We start from the raw sequence: 19,971 nt of genomic DNA on the forward strand, positions 1-19,971 counted from the left end.
TCGGATTTTGCTGGAATGCGATGGCCGACTTAGCGTGCGCCAAGCCCCTTGAGCACGGTCGGCACCGTCTTCATCACGATAATGATATCGATCCAGGCGGAAAAATATTTGATGTAGTAGAAATCATACGACAATTTCATCGCGATCGAATCCAAGTCAGTAACATGTCCCTGGTTGATCTGGGCCCAGCCGGTGATCCCCGGCCGCACGATGTGGCGATAGGAGTAGAAGGGGATTTCGGATTCGTACCACTGCGACAGCGCCAGCGCCTCGGGCCGTGGCCCGATTATGCTCATGTCGCCCTTCAGGACATTCAGGATTTGCGGCAGCTCGTCGGCGCGGCAGCGGCGCAGAAAACGACCGACGCGCGTGATCCGGTCGTCGTCGTTGCGCGTCATCGCATCGGCCCGTGCGGCCTCGCTATCTTCGAACACAGGTCGCGGCCGCATCGTGCGGAATTTGACCATTCGGAAGACACGCCCCCGATACCCCATGCGCTCTTGCACGAAAAACACGTTGCCGGGCGAGTCAAGCCTGATCGCGATGGCGATTGCCGTCAGCGGGATCAGCAGCACCGGCAACAGCAGCACGCAACCGACGACATCGGCGATCCGCTTGACCGTGAGATAGGCGTCGTTCGGCAGCAGCGAGCCGAAGCTGTTTTCCGAAATATGCTCGATCGTGACTTGGCCCGACAGCGACTCGCTCAACTGCTTGGCGTCGTAAACGGCATGGCCGGCCAGCGCGGCGCGGGCGAGCATCCGCTCCCAATGCGTGCCGAGATCGCAGCCCAAATCGGCGACAATTGGCTCCCGCCGCGGCGGGAGCGTGTCGGCTTCGGACAAAATCGGCCAATCGGCACTGGTCAGTCGCAAGAGCGAAGCAATTCGCTCCTCGCGGCCTTCCGGCACGACATGGAACCGCACCCTGGAAAACCGATCGACCCAATAGCTGATCATGAAAGCGATGATGACGCCCATCACGAAACTCGACCCGAAGAACGACCGCGTATAGGACACGCGGAGCAGAAGCATGACAACGATGACGGCGCCGAACGATCCCGCCAGCGATGGAAGAATGAAAGAATAGGCCCGGGCACCGGGGAATGACGACACGCGCCGAATCATGAGCTGGCCGAACGCGAGCGCGACCGCCGCAGTGAACATACTGCTCAATAAGGTGAGGTCCGCGAGCGGAACGATCCCTAGCCCGACTATAGCAGCGGCGGGCAGCAAAACGGCACCAACCCAGATCGTCACGATCTGTAGGCGCAGTGACGCCAGCACGGTCGAACCGCGCGCCGGATGGACTGCCGCGCTGAGCTGCATGAGCATTTTCAACCAACTCCCCAGAACCCTGGCCTGAAGCCACAGCCGACAAACCAATTTTGCGATGCGCACCTATCGAAACCGGCACGAACGCTACGTCATTCTCTGAGCCCTCACCGGGGCGTTATTGCATGTGCGAAGAAGAGTCGAGCCACTATCTCGCCGTCCATCGCAGCCTTATACGCGACCATCGATTCCACCGAAATCGATTTTTGGCTGAATCGAAAACGTTACCGCGCCGAGTTTTAATTTATGATTCTGTCAGCCACATACGTAGCACGCCGGCCAACAGGAAGAGCGCGGTCACGCTCATCGTCCAGATCGCCAGAAGCCATGCTATCCGATTGCGCCAGGATGACGGCCCCGATGCCATCAATGATACCCCGCCCCGACCTTGCCGCGGAACACCCAATAGGCCCAGCCGGTATAGCCAAGGATCACCGGCAGCATGATCCCCGCCCCCACCAGCATGAAGCCCTGGCTATCGGCGGGAGCTGCCGCTGCCCAGATGGTGACATCGGGCGGGATGATGAACGGGTACATGCTGATGCCCAGCCCGACAAAACTCAGCGCAAAAATGCCGAGCGCCAGCACGAACGGCGCATATTGCGCTTGCCGCCCGAGCGCGCGCCAGAACAGGAAGGCTGCAATCGTTACCAGCAGCGGCACTTGCGCCGTCACGATCACCCCCGGAAACGCCAGCCAGCGCATGGCATAGCCGTGCGACAGAAACGGCGTCGCCGCGCTCACCGCAATAATCGCCACTAAAGTGATCACCCCATATCGGCGCGCGAGGCGATAGGCATGGGCTTGCGCCTGCCCCTCAGTCTTGGCGATCAGCCAGCACGCGCCGAGCAGGGCATAGCCCGCCACCACACTGCCACCCGTCAGCAGCGAGAAAGGCGTCAGCCAGTCGAGCCAGCCACCGCCATAGCCGCGCCCCGCAACGGTCACGCCTTGCAGCAGCGCGCCGAGGATGATCCCCTGCGCCAGCGCCGCCGTCGCCGATCCGGCGGTAAAGGCGAAATCCCAGAACTTGCGATGCGACGGGTCGCGCCAGCGAAATTCAAACGCAACGCCACGGAACACCAGACCGAGCAGCATCGCGATGATCGGCGGGTAGAAGGCCGGCATCACGATCGCATAAGCCAGCGGAAAAGCGGCAAACAGCCCGCCCCCACCGAGCACCAGCCACGTCTCATTGCCGTCCCACACCGGGGCGATGGCGTTCATTGCCTGGTCGCGTTCCTCGCCGACCGCAAATTCGGGGAACAAGATGCCGATGCCCAGATCAAACCCGTCGAGCACGACATAAGCGAAGACGGCAAAGGCGATCAGCCCGGCCCAGATCATGGCCAGTTCGGGATTGACGTTCATGCCGCCGTCCCCCCGGCCAGCACTTGCGGCGCGGGCGTGGTGCCTGCTGTCCGGATCGGGCCATCCTGCAGCTCGGTCTCATGGGCTTGGACGCCCTTGGCCATCAGCTTCAATATGTACCAGGTGCCAACGCCGAACACCGCGAAGTAGACGACAACAAAGGCGACCAGCGATGCGCCGACAGCGGGTGCCGCGAGTGGCGACACGCTCTTGGCCGTCTCGAGCAGGCCATAGACGGTATAGGGCTGACGGCCGACTTCGGTGGTGATCCACCCGGCAATGACCGCGACGAATCCGGCCGGGGACATCAGCACACCCGCGCGGTGCAGCCATGGCCAATCGTAAAGCTTGCCCCGCGCCCGCGCGAGCAGGCTCCACAGCCCCAGCCCGAGCATCGCCATGCCGAGCCCCACCATCACCCGGAACGACCAGAAAACGATCGCAACCGGCGGTTGCTTGTCGCGCGCGATCGTATCGAGCCCGGCCAGCGGCGCATCGGCATCATGCTTCAGGATCAGCGACGACAGTTTCGGAATTTCGACTGCATAATCGACGCGTTGCTCGGTCTGATTCGGCAAGCCGAACAGGATCAGCGGCGCGCCCTTCGGATGGCTCTGAAAATGCCCCTCCATCGCCATGATCTTGGCGGGCTGGTGTGCGAGCGTGTTGAGGCCATGTTCGTCACCCGCAATGATCTGAATCGGCGCGACGATCGCCGCCATCCACATCGCCATCGAAAACATGATGCGCGCGGCTTCGGGCGAAGCGCCGTCGGGCGCGCGGCGCTGGCGCAGCAAATGCCACGCCCCCACCCCGCCGACGGCGAGCGCCGTCGTCAGATAGGCACCCGTCACCGTGTGGATCAGCCGATAAGGGAAGCTGGGGTTGAAGATAACGTCGAGCCACGACCCCTTCATCACGAACTGGCCGAGCGCATTGACCGCATAGCCCGTCGGCGTCTGCATCCAGCTGTTCGCCGACAGTATCCAGAAAGCCGAGATGAACGTGCCGAGGGCGACCATGCAGGTCGCGGCGAAATGCAGCCCCGGTCCAACCTTCTCGCGCCCGAACAGCATCACGCCCAGAAAACCGGCTTCGAGGAAGAAGGCGGTCAGCACTTCATAGGCCATCAGCGGCCCGAGCACCGGCCCGGTCTTGTCCGAAAAGACCGACCAGTTGGTCCCGAACTGATAGGACATGACGATGCCCGACACGACGCCCATCGCAAAGGCGACCGCGAAGATCTTCACCCAGAAATTGAAGAGATCGAGATAGACCGCTTTGCCGGTGCGCAGCCACAGCCCTTCCAGGACGGCAAGATAGCTCGCCAGCCCGATCGAAAAGCTCGGGAAAATGAAATGGAAACTGACGGTAAAGCCGAATTGTATCCTGGCGAGGATAACGGGATCGAACCCTTCGAACATGCACTGTACCTTTCGGCCCCGCCTCTGCACCGCGCCGGGAAGGCGGACAAGTGCAGCGCGTGCAGGCGTGATAACGCAGCGTGCAGGTAAAAGGTACCGATGTTAATCCGAAACGACGCGCAGGGTTCAATCCTGCGGTCGGATGACCACCAGGATCAGGGGTTGGGGATGGTGCCGGGAGGTGGGCCACCGGCACCGGGCGCACCGCCCTGAAGCTGCTGCTGTTGCTGCATTTGCTGCATCCGCTGCTGCAGAACGGTTTCAGGCAGGAAGTCGATCAGGTCGACGTCGAACACCAGCACTTGCTTGGCGAGTTCGGCGGCCTTGCCTTCGGGGGGGGGCGCGCCTTCGGGCGGCTTGGCGCCATAGCCGAGCGACGGCTTGATCCAGAAGCGGTAGCTCGCCCCCTTCTTCATCAGGCGCAGCGCCTCACCGAAGCCGGGGACGACGCCCTTCACGGGCAGCGGCGTCGGCTGTTGCGACTTGTCGAACGTCTCGCCGTTCAACAACTTGCCTTCGTAATTGATCAACGCGACATCGGCATTGGTCGGCGTCGCCGTGCCAGTGCCGGGCTTGATCACCTTATACTGCAGGCCCGATGCCGTCTCGACCACGCCGGGTGCGCGGCGGTTCTTCGCCAGGAACGACACGATCGGATCACCGGGGGTGAGCGTCGCAAGCCCGATGCCACCCAGAATCGCGATCAAAATACCCGCCCACAACATGTAGAGCACGCTGCGATTGGTCGGTTTGATCGGCACGGTCGTGGTCGACATTGTTGGGCTACCCGCAAAAGGCGTTGATTCGGTCGTTCCGGCGCAGACAGGGAGGTGCCCGCCGGACAGTCTCTAGCGGGCGAATACCGCCCGAAAAGGCTTAGCGGACGCCGTCGCGCTCGGCGCGCTTGCGGTCCATCTTGCGGGCCCGACGGACAGCGGCAGCACGCTCGCGCGCGCGCTTTTCCGACGGCTTTTCATAGTGCCGACGCAGCTTCATCTCGCGATAGACGCCTTCACGCTGCAGCTTCTTCTTCAGGGCACGCAGCGCCTGGTCGACGTTATTGTCGCGCACGATGATTTGCATAAACCGCACAGTCTCCGAATCGATAGATTTAGGTCGCCACGAACCTTCGTTCGCGCCGCAAGCGGTGCCCCATACGCAGCCAAGTCCTAAAAGGCAAGCACGCGCGCACCATTTGCGAGCGCGTCACGCGCCCGCTATGCGCTGGCGCCATGACCGCCGCCCCACTGATGCTCTACAACAGCCTGTCTCGCTCGATCGAGACATTCACGCCGATCGATGCGAACGACGTGCGCGTCTACACCTGCGGGCCGACAGTCTATAACTATCAGCACATCGGCAACATGCGCGCGTTCCTGTTCGCCGATACGCTCGGCCGCGTGCTGCGCTGGAAAGGATATCCGACCAAGCACGTCATCAACATCACCGATGTCGGTCATCTGACGAGCGACGCCGATGCCGGCGACGACAAGATGGAAAAGGCAGCGGCAGCGCAGGCGAAATCAATCTGGGAAATCGCCGCGCATTATACGGCGGCCTTCAAAGAGGATGTCGCCCGGCTCAACATCACCACCGTCAGCGAATGGACCGTCGCGACCGACCACATCCCGCAGATGATCGACTTTGCGAAGAAGATCGTGGCCGATTGCTACCAGATCGACGGCGGGCTCTATTTCGACACGTCGAAAGTGCCGAACTACGGCAGCCTAGCGCGGGCCACCACCGACGACGGCGAAAGCCGGATCGATCCCGTGTCGGGTAAGCGCCATCCGCAGGATTTCGCGATCTGGCGCACGTCACCGCCGGGTGAGCAGCGCCAGATGGAATGGGACTCGCCTTGGGGTAAAGGCGCGCCGGGCTGGCACCTCGAATGCTCGGTGATGAGCCTCCAGCATCTGGGCCATCCGTTCGACATCCACACCGGCGGGATCGACCACCGTGAGATCCACCACCCCAATGAAATCGCCCAAAATCAGGCGTTTTGCGGCTGCGCGGATACAGGCGCGCGCATCTGGATGCACAATAATTTCCTGGTCGATCGCGGCGGCAAGATGTCGAAGTCGGCGGGCGAATTCCTGCGGCTGCAAACGGTGGTCGATGCCGGTTTCCACCCGCTCGCCTACCGCCTGATGTGCCTGCAGGCGCATTATCGCAGCGAGCTCGAGTTCACTTGGGACAATCTCGCGGCCGCATCGGTGCGGCTAAAGCGGCTGGTGATGGCGCTGGAGAGCCTGCGCAGCCGCGACGATGGCAGCGAGAAGGGCGACCCCCTGCCCTATCTCGACCGGCTGGACGCCGCCGTCAGCGACGATCTCAACACGCCCAAGGCGCTGCCGGTGCTCGACGAATTGCTGGCCGACAAGAAGCTGTCGCCAACGGTGCGCCTGCGGGCAGCCTTGGTGTTCGACGCCGTGCTGGGTCTCGAACTCGGCACGCTGACCCGCACCGACCTGCGCGTCCGTCCCGCCACCGCCACCCTCAACGAAGCCGACATCGACGCGCGCCTCGCTGCGCGCAAGGAAGCGCGCGCCGCGAAGGACTTCGCCCGTTCCGACACCATCCGCGACGACCTCGCCGCCGCCAGGGTCGAGGTTATGGATGGCGACCCGCTCGGCTGGGACTGGAAAACGACCCTAAGCTGACGGATTCGCTTGCCCTGCGGCGAGGGCTGGGCATGATCAGTCAAACACAAGCGACGGGGGCAAGCGATGCGCGGCAAGATACTCGGCTACAATATGGCAACCGGCGACGGCAATATGGCAACCGGCGACGGCGACATCGCTGGTGAGGACCAGCAGCGCTACCGCTTCACGCGGGCTGACTGGCGCGACGATCTGCGTCCGGCACCCGGGCAAGCGGTCGACTTCCAAATCGAAGGCGGCCATGCCGTCTCCATCTATCGGGTAGCAGGGGGAGCCGCGATGTCAGGTGACAAGAACAAGATCGTAGCCGCACTGCTCGCCTTTTTCCTCGGCGGGCTCGGCATCCACAAATTCTATTTGGGCAAGAACACGGCCGGCATCATCATGCTGTGCAGCACGCTGTTCGGGATCATCCTGTTGTTCATCCCGACGATCATCGTCAGCGTGATCGCTTTCATCGAGTTCATCATCTATCTGGTGACGCCCGACGACGAGTTTGAGCGGCGCTATGTCCAGGGCGACCGCGCCTGGTTCTGATTGAAGGAAGCGCAAGGCCGATGGACGACAGCACAGCGGCAACGCGCGACGATCTCACCATCTGGCACCGCGACGGCGCGGTCATCCTCGATCGCTTCTTCAGCGAAGACGAGATCGCGCCCGTCCGCGCCGATTGCGATGCCTTGTTCGACGGGCGCGGCCAGCGCGGCAACGCAATCGATCGCAAGTCCAAGGGGGGAATTGGCGCGTTCGACGCCGCGCAGTTCCTCAATCAGGAGCAACTGCCCTTTGCCGCATCTCCCGCGATCAACTTGATCGGCCTCGACGCAAAGCTGATCGCCTTTGCCAAGGCAGCGCTGGGAGTCGATCATGTCCACCTCTACCAATGCGACGCCTGGGCCAAGTTCACCGGCGATGCCGATTATGACCAGCCGTTCCACTGCGATTTCGCCAACCACACGCTGACCGTCCCCGGCGACGATGCGGCCGAGCGCACTATCAACTTCATGATCTACGTCACCGATGTCACCGACGATCTTGGCGCGATCCACTATGTCGCCGCCCCCGATGCGGCGCTGATCGTCGGCAGCGGGCACGCTGCTTTGCCGCAGGCGGCTACGGGTGCCGATGACGTGCAGCTAGCCTTGAAAGCACGCGAGCGATCGGGCGCGGCCCCGGCGGGGTCGATCTTCGCTTACGGGATCGACGTCTACCACCGCGGCACCAACCTGACGCGCCCCGGCGGGCACCGCTATACGATCACCGCAAGCTACAAGGCGGCGGGCAACGACATGATCGGCCGCATCGCCTGGCCGCTCCACTTCATGCGCCCTTGGAAGAAGCTGATCGGCCATGCAGCGCCCGAACAACTCGCCTGCCTCGGCATTCCGCTCCCCGGCGACCGCTTCTGGACGCCGACGACGATCGAGCGCACGCAAGCGCGCTGGCCCGATTGGGACATGACCGCGTACCGTCGCGCGCTTGAGTCGGTGGCCGCGTGAAGGCTGTCCTCCCGGCACTCGCCCGCCCGCTGATCGAGCCGCAACTGCCCGCTGGGCTTGAGGTCGCGTGGTTCGCCAATCACGAAGAAGCGCTGGCGCAGGTCGTCGATGCCGATATTGCCTGGGTCGACATGCAGCGCCCCGCGTGGACCGGCGAAGCGGTCGCGGCGGGCGAGAAGCTCAAATGGGTGAGCACCATCTACGCGGGGCTCGACGCCTTCCCGCTGCCACTGCTCAAAGAGCGCGGGACGATCCTGACCAACGGCGTCGGCATCAACGCGATTGCGGTCGCCGAATATGCGGTGATGGGGGTACTCGTCGCCGCCAAGCGCTTCGACGAAGTCGTGCGGATCGCCGATCGCCACGAATGGACGATCTCGGCGCCGGGCCAGGTCGAGCTGTTCGAAACCCGCGCGCTCATCATCGGCATGGGCGCGATCGGCACGCTGATCGGCGACCGGCTGCGCGCGTTTGGAGTCGAAGTGACGGGCGTCACCCGATCGGGGCGCGACGACACGCTCACCCCTGATCAATGGCCCACGCAGATCGCCGACTTCGACTGGGTAATCCTCGCCGCACCCTCGACCAGCGAGACCAAGGCGCTGATCGGCGCGGCGGAGCTTGCCGCGATGAAGCCCAGCGCCTGGCTGATCAACATCGCGCGCGGCGACATGGTCGATCAGGATGCGTTGATCGAAGCGCTGACCAAGCGCCGCATCGCAGGCGCCTTCCTCGACGTCGTCACCCCCGAGCCGCTGCCGCCCGAACATCCGCTGTGGAGCGCCCCCAACAGCATCCACACGATGCATCTGTCGGGCCGCAGCCAGACCAAGATGTTCCAGCGCGCGACCGCACTGTTCCTGCAAAATCTTGCGGCTTTCATGGCGGGCGCGCCGATGACTAACGTCGTCGATCTAGACGCTGGCTATTGAAGCCTTCTGAGATTGGGCGCATGGGATTGCCGATTTTTTGAATGACTGGACGCGACAATGGCCACCAACTGGGCCCCCGAAAGCTGGACCGCGCATGAAGCGCGCCAGCTGCCAAGCTATCCCGATCCCGCCGCACTGACGGCGGCCACGGCGACGCTGCGCAATTATCCGCCGCTGGTGTTTGCCGGCGAAGCGCGTGACCTGACCGCCGATCTGGCGCGCGTCGCGAACGGCAAGGCCTTCCTGTTGCAAGGCGGCGATTGCGCCGAAAGCTTCGCCGAATTCCACCCCAACAACATCCGCGACACCTTCCGCGTGCTGCTCCAAATGGCAGTCGTCCTCACCTTCGCGTCGAAGCTGCCGACGGTGAAGCTCGGGCGGATGGCGGGGCAATTCGCCAAGCCGCGCTCGACTGATACCGAAGTCCAGAATGGCGTCGAACTGCCGAGCTACCGCGGCGACAATGTCAACGACATCGCTTTCACCCCCGAAGGCCGCACGCCCGATCCGCAGCGGATGATTCAGGGCTATGCCCAGTCGGCGGCGACGCTCAACCTGCTGCGCGCCTTCGCCAGCGGCGGCTATGCTAACCTCCACCAAGTCCACCGCTGGACGCACGACTTCATGGGCCGCAGCCCCTGGGCCAAGAAATTCGCCGATGTCGCCGACCGCATCGGCGAAGCGCTCGAGTTTATGGAAGCCTGCGGGATTAATCCTGACACCGTGCCGCAGCTGAAGGGCACCACCTTCTACACCAGCCATGAAGCGCTGCTGCTGCCTTATGAGCAAGCAATGACGCGGCAGGATTCGCTGACCGGCGACTGGTATGACACGTCGGCGCACATGCTGTGGATCGGCGACCGTACCCGCTTTGAGGGATCGGCGCATGTCGAATTCCTGCGCGGTGTCGGCAACCCAATCGGCATGAAATGCGGGCCGAGCCTTGAGCCTGATGCGCTGCTGCGGCTACTCGACACGCTCAACCCGGGCCGCGTCGCGGGGCGGATGACGCTGATCACGCGCTATGGCCATGACAAGATCGAGAGCGGCCTGCCCAAGCTGATCCGCGCGGTGGCGCGCGAGGGGCATCCGGTGGTGTGGAGCTGCGATCCGATGCACGGCAATGTCATCAAGACCAACAATGGCTATAAGACGCGCCCGTTCGACCGCATCCTCGCCGAAGTGCGCGGCTTCTTCGCGGTTCACCGCGCCGAGGGATCGATTGCGGGTGGCATCCATGTCGAAATGACCGGCCAGAACGTCACCGAGTGCACCGGCGGCGCGATGGACGTGACGCAGATGGACCTGGCCGATCGCTACCACACCCACTGCGACCCGCGCCTCAACGCCGGGCAAAGCCTTGAGCTGGCGTTTCTGCTCGCCGAAATGCTCAACGTCGAGATGACCGAACGGCGGCGCGTCGCGGCTTGACGGCATGCAGGCGCGGCCCTAGATCGCGCCTTCGACCGCGCTCGGCCCCTTCGTCTAGCGGTTAGGACGTGGCCCTCTCACGGCTAAAACACGGGTTCGATTCCCGTAGGGGTCACCAAAATGCCTTCCCAAGGCATCCCAGAATGTGCCGTAAATGGCTGTTTTCTAGGGTTTTTCGTGGTATAGTCATCCCAGTTGGATCGGCCAAATATCACTGCATACCAGCAATCTGATGGTATTTTTGATGGCATTTGCCGGTCGTCCAGATGGGAGATACCATCATGACGTTGTCGGTCGTGGCGATCAAAGCGGCGAAGGGTCGCGACAAGGCGTACAAGCTTGGCGATGGCGACGGGCTCTACCTGCTCGTGACTCCGTCTGGCGGACGCTATTGGCGGATGAATTATCGCCATCTCGGCAAGCAGAGGACGCTGGCGTTCGGTGTCTGGCCGGAGACGGGGCTCGCCGAAGCGCGCGCCGAGCGCGACGCCGCGCGGAGAGTATTGGCGCGGGGTGATGATCCCGCAGAGCGGATCAAGCTCGACCGTATCGCGGCGTCGGTGGCTGCGTCCAACAGCTTCCAGGCGGTCGCCGATGAGTGGCTGCTCAAGATCGAGAAGGAAGGCCGTTCGGCGGTCACGATGAAGAAGCTGCGCTGGCTGCTCGGCTTCATCAACGCGTCGATCGGCAAACGCCCGATCGCGTCCATCTCGGCGCAAGAGCTGCTGGTGATGCTGCGAAAAATGGAAGGCAAGGAACGCTATGAGACCGCCAAGCGGCTCCGCAGCACCTGCTCACAGATATTTCGCTATGCGATCGCTACGGCGCGCGCCGAGCGTGATGTGGCGGCAGACCTCCGTGGCGCACTGATCGTTCCAAAGCCCGTCCATCGGGCCGCCGTCACCACGCCCAAGGCAGCAGGCGAGCTTCTCCGCGCGATCGATGCGTTCGAGGGGCATGCGAATACCCTGGTGGCGCTTCGGCTCTTACCGCATGTCTTTGTCCGACCGGGCGAACTGCGCTTTGCCGAATGGGCCGACTTTGATCTCGACAAAGCGATTTGGACGATTCCGCCGCACAAGACCAAGATGCGGCGAGCGCATATCGTCCCGCTCTCCCATCAAGCGCTCAGGCTCATTGCCTCGATCGAGCACGATGCCGATTACAGTTCGTTCCTGTTTCCCTCGCGCCGATCGACCGAGCGAGCGATGTCGGAAAACACCATCAACGCTGCCCTTCGCCGCTTGGGTTATGCTCAGGACGAAATGACCGGGCATGGTTTTCGGGCGATGGCCGCAACGCTGCTGAACGAAATGGGGCTATGGCATGCCGATGCGATCGAGCGGCAGCTGGCGCATTGCGACAACAATGCGGTGCGTCGTGCCTATACCCGCGGCGAGTATTGGGACGAACGCGTGCGCATGATGCAGCACTGGTCCGACCATCTCGATTTTCTCCGCGATGGCGCAAAAGTGCTCACAGCAAAGTTCGCGAAGGCCGAGGGGCAATAACCGAGGCGGCCTATGGCCGTACATGGGCCGCGAGCCGACGTTCGGCTCTTGGCGCAGTAAGTTCGATAGCTGCCATCTGCCGTTGATCCCCGTTGACCCCCTATCCGTGGACACGCATATTCCTCTCGTCGCTGCGCCCTTCCGCAAAGACCAATCAAAATCGTGACCGACAAAACATCTTATTAAAGTAGTTACGCTGTATTGGCGCAATACACTTTTGCAACGTCGTGAATTAAGTTAGGTTATTACGCTTCCCTCTTACCTGGGATGGCACTCGGAGAGCGGCAACTTCAAATCCTTAACGGTTAGAGGTAGTGGAACAGAAACGGATATGGCGAGCGAACCGAAGACATGGGACTGCGCTCTCCGCGTTAGACAGGCCGCCGCCTCGATTCGGTCTACATGGCTGAGACTTCTCGATGCACGCATCAGCCTGGTGCCGGTCCTGCTGGTGGCACTCGTCCTGAGCCTGCCCCAGGGCAAGGACGTCGTGCGCAGCCTGGTCGACTCGTCGAACCTCTACATCCGGGGCCCTTCCGAAGGCATCTGGTCCTGGCCGGCCGTCGCTTCCTATTTCAAATGGGCCTGCCTCCTCGGCACCTGTATCTGGAGCGGGCTGATCGCCTGGTACTGGCCGCATCTTCTCACCAGGACGCGGCATGACGATGCCGAACCTGGCTGGTTCCTGTGGGTCCGCCGCATCCTCGGGCTGGCACCGATCCTAACCGCCATTCGCGCGATCATCGAGCTGGGCGCATCGCACCCCCGGAACGTCTGGATCGCCCTGCTGCTCTTCGTCCTGACGGCGATCGTGATGCTTCTCTTCTTCGTGCGACGGCGCACGCTGGTGGAGCGGATGCGGGACAATCGCTGGTTCCGAAACCGCTCACTCATCTTCGGCCCGTTCCTGCTGCGCACCGGATCGCGGTCAGATATCGGTCTCACCCGAGGCGATGACGCGTTCATCGTCACTACCTTCGGGCTATCTCTCCTGATGCTGCTGATCTTCGCGCTTCCAGACGCACGCACGCTATTCGCCAATCTTGTCGGTTCGGGCGCGATCGCCTTTGGAGCGATCGGCTCGATCATCGCGACGATCAGCGCGCTGGCCTTCTTCGTCTCGGGCGTCCGGCTGCCGATCTTCACGATCGGCTTGATCCTCCTGCTGCTCTTCAGCATGATCAACGACAATCATGGAATCCGGCCAGCCGCCGCACCCCTGCAAGCGCCGCGCCCGAGCCTTTTCGAAGCCTATGCAAAATGGCAGGCCGCCAATCGCGACTATGATGGTCCGATCATCCTGGTGGCAACCGCCGGCGGCGCTTCCCGGGCAGGCTATTGGACCTCGACGGTATTGCGTGCGTTGGACGACCGCACGAACGGCAATTTCGCGCGCCACGTCTTCGCGATCAGCTCGGTGTCCGGCGGCACGCTTGGAGCATTCGGCTATGCGGCCTGGGTCGCGGACCACCCGATGGGAACCGGGCACTGCGCCTATTCGCACGAACAAAGGCTGAAGTTCGACCAGGCCTTTGCCGGCGGCGACTATCTCTCGCCCGCGATCGCCGGGCTGCTCTATCCCGATCTGGTCCAGAAATTCGTTCCATTCCCGCTCTTCCAGGACCGGGCGCACAGCCTTGAGGAAGGCTTCGAATATGGCTGGTCGTCCGCGGTCAAGGAGGAACGCGGCTGCAAGGACCATAGCAATCCCGACCGCTTCTCCGGCGATTTCCGCCGCATCTGGGAAAATTCGCTACAGGGCAACGGGCCATGGGTACCCCTCGTCCTGGCCAACGGAACGCTGGTCGAGAATGGAAAGCGAGTCATCACCGCGCCGGTCTGGATCGACGCGAACATCTTCGAGGACAGCCATGACTTCTTCGACCTGATGGGCTCTTCGGTCTCGACTTCGACCGCGGTGCTGAATTCGGCGCGCTTTCCGCTTGTCAGTCCGGCGGGCACGATCCCCTATCCGAAGGGAGGCAGCTACCATATCGTCGATGGCGGCTATTTCGAGAATGGCGGCCTGGAGACCATTTACGACGTCGCACGCTACCTGCGCTCGACCGTCGCGCCGAGCCGCCCGATCCTGATCATCGAGATCAACAATGACGACGCCGCGTTCGGCAATCCGGCCACCAAGGCAGATCTGGCCCGATATCCCAACGGGATGGACCCGGCGGGAACTGCCCGCATCACGCTTGGAGTCGCTTTGCCCGACGCGACCCGCTTCCAGGCGGGCACCGGCTTCACCTCGGTGCTGCAGGCCTTTCTGATGACCCGCACCTCGCGCGGCGTGCTCGGCGCCAAGCGACTGTCGGGCGCGCGGGCCATCGGCCTGCCGGCGACCTATCGGGCTTTCTTCAATCTCGGCCCTATTCTGGAAGGCAGGCAAACAGCGATGAGCTGGGCTTTGTCGGGCAGCTCGCGGGTCGCGATCGATGATTCGCTCCAGGCAGTCGGCCCCTGGCTGAAGCCGGCAGAGGCCGCGCGCTTGCAGGCGCTACGTGCCCATTTCGACCAGAACCAGCTCTGTCAGCGCGAAATCGCCGACGCGATAGCGGCGCTGATCGGCGCGACCAGCCCGGCGGAAACCGGCGGCTGCAAGCTGGGATCGCTCGAAGCAAGCTGGATAGGCTTGCCGCTCGGACTGGGTGGTCACTGACCTGGCTCCACCAGGCGATATGCCCGCCTCGGCCAGCGTGCATCCGTTACGGTCAAGGCAAGAGCACAAGCGCTTCGCCCATCGCACGGCGGATCGCGACGCAGTCGTCGCAGAGGCGCAGCGACGGCACGCCCGGCATGGCGTCTGCGGCATTGATTAGCCGATAGTCGCGTGGCAGGTCGCCGCAGCTCGAACACACTTGCAATGCACCCTCGCTTGCGATCGCGCGTCGCGCGGCCTCCCCCAGCGCAGGCTCGACCCGGTCCACATAGTGGAACCACAGGGCCGAGTGCGGCTCGACCCGCTCGAGCCGCTTCACCGCGTCATCCGGAAAATGGCGCTGCAGCCAGCGCAGGGCGGTTTCGCGCCGCCGCTGATCGTCGCGGACCAGGCGCTCGTACAAGGCGATCAGCAATGCGGTCGAAGTGCGCGGCCATATCTGGAATTCCGCGCGATGCGCCCCCAGCACGACGGCAAAGCGGTGCCCACCGGAATAGGCCTCCGCGATCGTCGTACCGCAATAGTCCCGAACTTCCCCGACGCGATCCGGGGTCGCCAGCGATTCCATGATCTCGAGATCGAAACGCCAGGGATTTGCCTTGAGCTCCATGTCCCAGATCCGCAGATAGCCTGACGACATAAGCACCTCGGCAATGGCGGCGTCCGCATCCGGGCGTTCGCGCACCAGCCTGGGCAAGCCTTCGAAATTCTCGATCGTCGCGTCGAACTTGCGGGCAACCCGCAAGATCCGGGTCTGGCTGTCATGGGTCCGCTTGATCGGATCGGGACGATCGCGCCAGAATGCTACTTCCTCGGCCGAAACCGTCTCGGTCGGGTCCTCGAGCTGATCGAGCAAGGGACTGCGCCGCAACTCCTCGGGCGTGCAGTAATCCTCGTCCGCGACGAGATGGATGCCGATATAGGCATAGGCCAGCGCGACGAGGCGAGAGCAGAATTGTCGCTTCCCGCGTGGCCTGGCACCGCCGGTGACGCTGCGCGCGGCCTCCCGCAGCGAATAGCGCGTGCCGATCTGCGAGCGGGTATACTCCACCAGCCGCAAGAGGGTCGCTTCGTCCAGGGGCTCCTTCAACCGAAAGGCATGGACCTGATCGGCGGGCCAGAAGAATTCGCGCTGGACGTTGCGCGCCTGCACCCCGTCAGAGGTGGAGTCGATGATCGAGCCCTGCTGGACGCAGATCATCGCGTGGGACACCGTGCCCGCCGTGGACAGCCGGACGCCCTTGCCGCTCGCTGTTCGCCGCGCGGTGAGGACAATGTCCCCGGGCCTCAGCGCGTCCACGCGGATCCGTTTCATCTTGGTCTTCATCGCGCAAGATTACAGCGTGCCCATCGAGGCTCGCAATATTCGCGATGCGCTCGAACCATTCCTAGGGGAGCGGTATTCCCAGGCGCACCAAGACCTCCTCGACCACGAGGTTGCGCAGGCGCGTCGCGTTCGCCGCCACCTGATCGATCTCGGCCCAGGCAGCCATCGCCGCCGAGCGTTCGAGGCCCCAATCCTGCCAGTTCTGCACCGACTGGCTACGAGCCTCGTACATGGCACGCCCGGCGACCAGAAAGGCGCGCATCGCTTCGACGTCGATATCGGGGCGGACCTGAAAGGATTCTCTCAGGTTGCGCTGGAGGATCGCGTCGTCATGCGCGCTGATATCGCGGAACAATGCGCTCAACCGGCTCGCGCGTATGAAGGCGGCGAGTTCGCAATCGAGCTCGGCAAGCGCCTGATCGAAGCCTGTATGCCGATTCCCACCGATATCGTCCCGGTTCTCGACGGCCTTGGTCACGAACCGCAAGATCCCGTACAGGGTGGGAACCACTTCCAGGTCGAGCTCGGAATACTCCTCGGTGATCGCGGTCGCGCGGGGCCAGAGCTTCCGGGCGCAATCCGCCGAGATCCGGGTCTGCTCGGAAGAAAGCGTCGGCGCCCGGTCGCCGTCAAGTGCCGACATTTCCTCGAGATTGTTGGGGGCGAGTTTAGGACGAAAGACCGTTTCCGTCAGGTCCTCCAGCCCCTTCAGTTTCTCGATCGTCGCAGGCGTGATCCGGTCGGCCGGCGTCGCGGCGAACTGCGCCGCCCCGGCGCGTGCAAAGGCCTGTCCGACCAGCGCGGAGCAGAAGGTGCCATGATCGCGAACCATACGCTCGACGAGCTCGACCGGAAGGATCGAACCGACCGCGCGCGCGACCGAATAGTCGCGACCGACTTCGTCCTGGGCAAGCTGGGCCGCCCTGGCGGCGATATCCGCGTCGGGCAGGCGCAACAGGCGGACATTCTCGACGTCATGGGTGAAGCTGCGCGCCATTGACAGGATCGAGACGCCCGAACCGACCGCTTCGATAAAGGCCGGCGGCGAGGAGCAAATCAGTGCATGGCTGAACCTCCCGCCCGTCATCCGCTGGATGATGTCGGATTGCTTCATGTCGCGGCGCCTTTCCGCCTCCGCGTTGCGCGTCAGCAAGATGTCTCCTGGGCGAAGCAAGTCGACCCGCGGCAGATAGACGATCCGGTCGTCATAGCGCGCGCGATCCGACCCGGAGGCGATGGCCTGTTTCTCTATCATGTTCCACCGTCTCCCGGAGCGCACCCAGGATGGCGGCTGCATCGGCGAGTTGGTGCCGGAGCGGACCCGCCGCAACCCCCGCATCGCTATACCGGACGCACCTGCGGCGGGAGGGAAAGAATGAACGCAGCCACCCCGTCTATCGCCGGATCGCTCCCATAGAGCAGCGAATGCCGCAGCATGGAGCCGCCTCCGCGTAGCTCGGCCAATCGGAAGCGCCTCGACTTGACCAGAGTATTCGCGAACGGCAGATGGCGTGCCCGAGCCGCCCAATGGAGATTGGCGGATCCCGATCGCGTATCGACCAAGGGCAATGCCCGTCCCGCCAGAAAGCCGAGCGCCAGCGCCAGCCCGGCGCCGAAGGCAAATAACAGGGGTGCGACGCTGAAGCAGAGCAGTGCCAGGAGGACGACATCCCAGCTTGAGCTGCCCGCATTCGTCAGCAGTTGTTCCTGGCGCCAGAGCAAGGCGAACAGGCCGATGCCCGCCGCCGCCAGGCCGCTCGCGAGCACGATCAGAACAAAGCTGCGCGCGAGCCAGAGACCGGTACGGTGCAACCACTGCGCGCCCAGAAGGACCTGGACCAGTTCGTCCAGCGGCGCGGTGAGCACGAAAAGCGGCACGGCCGGCGCCTGCCGGCGCGTGTCGAAGCAGGCGAGCGCCATGGCCGTCTTGCGAGAGGCAGCGCGCGGCCGCGCGATCGTCCGAGGTGCCTGGGCGAAGGCAACGATCAGCATTCCGACAAGCAGCAGGAAGCTCGACAGGGCCTCGAAGGATGCCAGCGTGCCGTGCAGGATGGCGGTGCAATGGGCCGAGAGCGGCGTCAGCTCGCAAAGCTGGATCGGCCAATTCCGGCCGAAGCGCAGCATGCCCAGCTTCAGGTCGAGCAGCCAGGGCATCGTCGCATGGATCAGCCAGAAAAAGCCGAGACCGAGCGCCGCGATCGGCAGCAGCGTCAGCCCGATCCAGGCGGCATTGCGAAGCCCCGCGATCAGCAGTGCGGTCGCAGGATTCACCTTCTCAAAGGCCAGGAAGGGCGTGGCCAGCGTTACCACGCCATCGACCGTCTGGCCGCCCGCGTCACGCAGAAGGGCACCGCGCAGGGCGACATTACCTCCATGGCTATGCCCCACCACGATGAGGCGATGCGTCGGGAAGCGCGATCGAAGAAACTTCAGCCGCTCGGCCAGTGCATCTCCCGCCGCGGCACGCGCCTGGTGATTGTTGGCACCGCTCCAGATCAGCCTTGAGAATCGGACTTCCTTCACTCCTTCGCTCCGCAGGGCGGCGGCTATCCGGTTGCGGAAATGGGATCTTGGCTGGAGCCAAAGCGAGGTGGGGTTCCAGGTCCCGTGGACCAGCACGATCAGGACTTTGACAGTCTCGTCCGTCACCTTCGCCCCCCAAGGATTTTTTGCGCGCTCAAATAAGCTGGCAAGTCGGGCACGGCGTCACGCCGCAGCTGATCGGCGCAAGATATAGCCGGCGGGGGATGTTCAGCAAAATTGCCGCCGAGTCGCCATGCCCTACCGGAGAAGCGGGCAAGCTCGATCAAAACGACGGCAGCTTGTAGGAGGGTGGGAAGTTTCAGCAGACGACCAACATTGAGGCGCGAAGCCGCCTGGCGGCTCCCGACCAACTTACGCCATTCAGCGGCCGGCGCTCGAACGTCCGCTCGCGCCGGAACCTGTCGGCGGCGTGCGATCCAGCAATCCTGCGGCAGTGTGCGAAACGATGGCTGTCGGCCGTCCCTGAAGAACCTGGCATTTTCCCCTTTCCAATTCATTCGCCAATCCACCTCCCTGAATGGTATGGATCGTGCCGCGTTCTCACGATGGCGAAAGCATCAGATCGAAGGTCATGCACAGCACGGATCTGAAAGCGTTGGCCGATTGGCTCCGCCCGCAGCGCCGGCACCTGAAATTTGTCGGTTTGGTCGATCGGGTAGCGGCATTGGGGACGATCAGCGAGGATCTCCGCGAGTGTGGCCGTTGCCTAAATGTGATCGAGCGCATGCAGGATCGGAACGACCTCGCGAAGGAGAAACTTTCTCGCGAGGATGACGCGACCATCACCGGGGCACTGTTCTCCCAAGCCATCATTCTGTACGCCCGCGCCACGGCGCAGGGCGGCAACAATCGCATGGCGTTGTTGAACGATAGCGACGTGCCGGCGTCATTGCGCGCGACGCACAAGCGCATCCAGAAGTTGAGAAGTGAGGCAATCGCGCACTACGGGACCGGGGAAAAATTGCTTGGCACGCCGCTGGTTCGCGAAGCTGTCGTTTTCAGCTTTCAGCGCACTGAAACCGGCGTCCGGGAGCAGACGAATATTCTGACGACGCGCGCCCAGCATAAAGTCGACGTGTCCCATCAGCTTCGAACCCTCGTAGCCGCGCAGCTCGATCGGATTGAGCGCATCAAGGACGCCGAGCTCGGCGCGCTACGCGCGGAACTGGAAGCGGCAGTGAAAGCGGATACTAACCTAGGCGGCGTGGACAAATTTGAGCCAGTATCTGGCGGCGGCGATATGGACCATGCTGAGGAAGCTTTCGGCGAG

At 63.3% G+C, this 19,971-nt stretch carries 17 protein-coding genes and 1 tRNA gene; 9 read left to right on the forward strand and 9 right to left on the reverse strand.

The features are described from left to right. Positions 1–29 precede the first annotated feature (29 nt). The 6 genes from K2W81_RS13125 to rpsU all read right to left on the reverse strand — a co-directional run bounded on the left by K2W81_RS13125 (position 30) and on the right by rpsU (position 5,212). On the reverse strand, positions 30–1,334 hold the full coding sequence (locus K2W81_RS13125) for a sugar transferase (protein WP_294105000.1): 1,305 nt from the start codon (positions 1,332–1,334) through the stop codon (positions 30–32). Between the two features lie 244 nt (positions 1,335–1,578). After that, positions 1,579–1,701 carry a DUF2474 family protein gene (locus tag K2W81_RS13130; RefSeq protein WP_294105002.1) on the reverse strand — a complete coding sequence of 41 codons (123 nt, stop codon included), beginning with the start codon at positions 1,699–1,701 and terminating at the stop codon, positions 1,579–1,581. Beyond that, positions 1,701–2,705 carry a cytochrome d ubiquinol oxidase subunit II gene (cydB, locus tag K2W81_RS13135; RefSeq protein WP_294105003.1) on the reverse strand — a complete coding sequence of 335 codons (1,005 nt, stop codon included), beginning with the start codon at positions 2,703–2,705 and terminating at the stop codon, positions 1,701–1,703. The genes K2W81_RS13130 and cydB overlap by 1 nt, the downstream gene beginning before the upstream one ends. Then, positions 2,702–4,129, reverse strand: a complete 1,428-nt coding sequence (locus tag K2W81_RS13140) for a cytochrome ubiquinol oxidase subunit I (protein WP_294105006.1) — start codon at positions 4,127–4,129, stop codon at positions 2,702–2,704. The genes cydB and K2W81_RS13140 overlap by 4 nt, the downstream gene beginning before the upstream one ends. Positions 4,130–4,284: 155 nt before the next feature. Then, the gene (locus K2W81_RS13145; RefSeq protein ID WP_294105008.1) at positions 4,285–4,905 is read right to left on the reverse strand and encodes an FKBP-type peptidyl-prolyl cis-trans isomerase; all 621 of its coding nucleotides are present in this window, start codon (positions 4,903–4,905) and stop codon (positions 4,285–4,287) included. A 100-nt stretch (positions 4,906–5,005) separates the two neighbouring features. Beyond that, positions 5,006–5,212: a 30S ribosomal protein S21 gene (gene rpsU / locus K2W81_RS13150; protein WP_066647198.1), complete on the reverse strand. Its 207-nt coding sequence runs from the start codon at positions 5,210–5,212 to the stop codon at positions 5,006–5,008. A gap of 149 nt (positions 5,213–5,361) precedes the next feature. On the opposite strand from rpsU, the gene cysS reads away from it, so the two are divergent. The 8 genes from cysS (at position 5,362) to K2W81_RS13190 (ending at position 14,830) form a co-directional block, all read left to right on the forward strand. Further along, entirely contained in the window at positions 5,362–6,792 is a 1,431-nt protein-coding gene (gene cysS, locus K2W81_RS13155; RefSeq protein WP_294105017.1) for a cysteine--tRNA ligase, read from the forward strand. A gap of 66 nt (positions 6,793–6,858) precedes the next feature. After that, positions 6,859–7,329: a TM2 domain-containing protein gene (locus tag K2W81_RS13160; protein ID WP_294105019.1), complete on the forward strand. Its 471-nt coding sequence runs from the start codon at positions 6,859–6,861 to the stop codon at positions 7,327–7,329. A gap of 20 nt (positions 7,330–7,349) precedes the next feature. Then, positions 7,350–8,291 (forward strand): phytanoyl-CoA dioxygenase family protein, encoded by a 942-nt coding sequence (locus K2W81_RS13165; RefSeq protein ID WP_294105022.1) that lies wholly within the window; start codon positions 7,350–7,352, stop codon positions 8,289–8,291. Next, positions 8,288–9,223, forward strand: a complete 936-nt coding sequence (locus tag K2W81_RS13170; protein ID WP_294105024.1) for a D-2-hydroxyacid dehydrogenase — start codon at positions 8,288–8,290, stop codon at positions 9,221–9,223. Before K2W81_RS13165 ends, K2W81_RS13170 begins: the two co-directional genes overlap by 4 nt. A gap of 57 nt (positions 9,224–9,280) precedes the next feature. Next, on the forward strand, positions 9,281–10,654 hold the full coding sequence (locus K2W81_RS13175; RefSeq protein WP_294105026.1) for a class II 3-deoxy-7-phosphoheptulonate synthase: 1,374 nt from the start codon (positions 9,281–9,283) through the stop codon (positions 10,652–10,654). Between the two features lie 43 nt (positions 10,655–10,697). Then, positions 10,698–10,772: transfer RNA gene (locus tag K2W81_RS13180), tRNA-Glu, on the forward strand. A gap of 163 nt (positions 10,773–10,935) precedes the next feature. Then, positions 10,936–12,165 (forward strand): integrase arm-type DNA-binding domain-containing protein, encoded by a 1,230-nt coding sequence (locus K2W81_RS13185; protein ID WP_294105028.1) that lies wholly within the window; start codon positions 10,936–10,938, stop codon positions 12,163–12,165. Between the two features lie 451 nt (positions 12,166–12,616). Further along, positions 12,617–14,830 carry a hypothetical protein gene (locus K2W81_RS13190; RefSeq protein ID WP_294105032.1) on the forward strand — a complete coding sequence of 738 codons (2,214 nt, stop codon included), beginning with the start codon at positions 12,617–12,619 and terminating at the stop codon, positions 14,828–14,830. Between the two features lie 52 nt (positions 14,831–14,882). Here the strand turns inward: K2W81_RS13190 and K2W81_RS13195 are convergent, their stop codons facing one another. The 3 genes from K2W81_RS13195 to K2W81_RS13205 all read right to left on the reverse strand — a co-directional run bounded on the left by K2W81_RS13195 (position 14,883) and on the right by K2W81_RS13205 (position 18,806). Further along, positions 14,883–16,157, reverse strand: a complete 1,275-nt coding sequence (locus K2W81_RS13195; protein ID WP_294105033.1) for a YiiX/YebB-like N1pC/P60 family cysteine hydrolase — start codon at positions 16,155–16,157, stop codon at positions 14,883–14,885. A gap of 61 nt (positions 16,158–16,218) precedes the next feature. Continuing rightward, positions 16,219–17,496, reverse strand: coding sequence for a hypothetical protein (locus K2W81_RS13200; RefSeq protein WP_294105035.1), 1,278 nt, complete (start codon positions 17,494–17,496; stop codon positions 16,219–16,221). A 2-nt stretch (positions 17,497–17,498) separates the two neighbouring features. Next, complete coding sequence (locus tag K2W81_RS13205) at positions 17,499–18,806, reverse strand: hypothetical protein (protein ID WP_294105037.1); 1,308 nt, start codon at positions 18,804–18,806, stop codon at positions 17,499–17,501. Positions 18,807–19,218: 412 nt separating this feature from the next. On the opposite strand from K2W81_RS13205, the gene K2W81_RS13210 reads away from it, so the two are divergent. After that, a partial coding sequence (locus K2W81_RS13210; protein WP_294105039.1) for a hypothetical protein occupies positions 19,219–19,971 on the forward strand: 753 nt, incomplete at its 3' end.

This window comes from Sphingomonas sp. (assembly GCF_019749955.1).
Classification (GTDB): domain Bacteria; phylum Pseudomonadota; class Alphaproteobacteria; order Sphingomonadales; family Sphingomonadaceae; genus Sphingomonas.

Coding starts and splice junctions, on each gene's coding strand:
- K2W81_RS13175 (WP_294105026.1), top strand. CDS start 9,281: ATGGCCACCAACTGGGCCCCCGAAAGCTGGACCGCGCATGAAGCGCGC.
- K2W81_RS13140 (WP_294105006.1), bottom strand. CDS start 4,129: ATGTTCGAAGGGTTCGATCCCGTTATCCTCGCCAGGATACAATTCGGC.
- K2W81_RS13160 (WP_294105019.1), top strand. CDS start 6,859: ATGCGCGGCAAGATACTCGGCTACAATATGGCAACCGGCGACGGCAAT.
- K2W81_RS13145 (WP_294105008.1), bottom strand. CDS start 4,905: ATGTCGACCACGACCGTGCCGATCAAACCGACCAATCGCAGCGTGCTC.
- rpsU (WP_066647198.1), bottom strand. CDS start 5,212: ATGCAAATCATCGTGCGCGACAATAACGTCGACCAGGCGCTGCGTGCC.
- K2W81_RS13185 (WP_294105028.1), top strand. CDS start 10,936: ATGACGTTGTCGGTCGTGGCGATCAAAGCGGCGAAGGGTCGCGACAAG.
- K2W81_RS13195 (WP_294105033.1), bottom strand. CDS start 16,157: ATGAAGACCAAGATGAAACGGATCCGCGTGGACGCGCTGAGGCCCGGG.
- cydB (WP_294105003.1), bottom strand. CDS start 2,705: ATGAACGTCAATCCCGAACTGGCCATGATCTGGGCCGGGCTGATCGCC.
- K2W81_RS13165 (WP_294105022.1), top strand. CDS start 7,350: ATGGACGACAGCACAGCGGCAACGCGCGACGATCTCACCATCTGGCAC.
- K2W81_RS13200 (WP_294105035.1), bottom strand. CDS start 17,496: ATGCGGGGGTTGCGGCGGGTCCGCTCCGGCACCAACTCGCCGATGCAG.
- cysS (WP_294105017.1), top strand. CDS start 5,362: ATGACCGCCGCCCCACTGATGCTCTACAACAGCCTGTCTCGCTCGATC.
- K2W81_RS13130 (WP_294105002.1), bottom strand. CDS start 1,701: ATGGCATCGGGGCCGTCATCCTGGCGCAATCGGATAGCATGGCTTCTG.
- K2W81_RS13125 (WP_294105000.1), bottom strand. CDS start 1,334: ATGCTCATGCAGCTCAGCGCGGCAGTCCATCCGGCGCGCGGTTCGACC.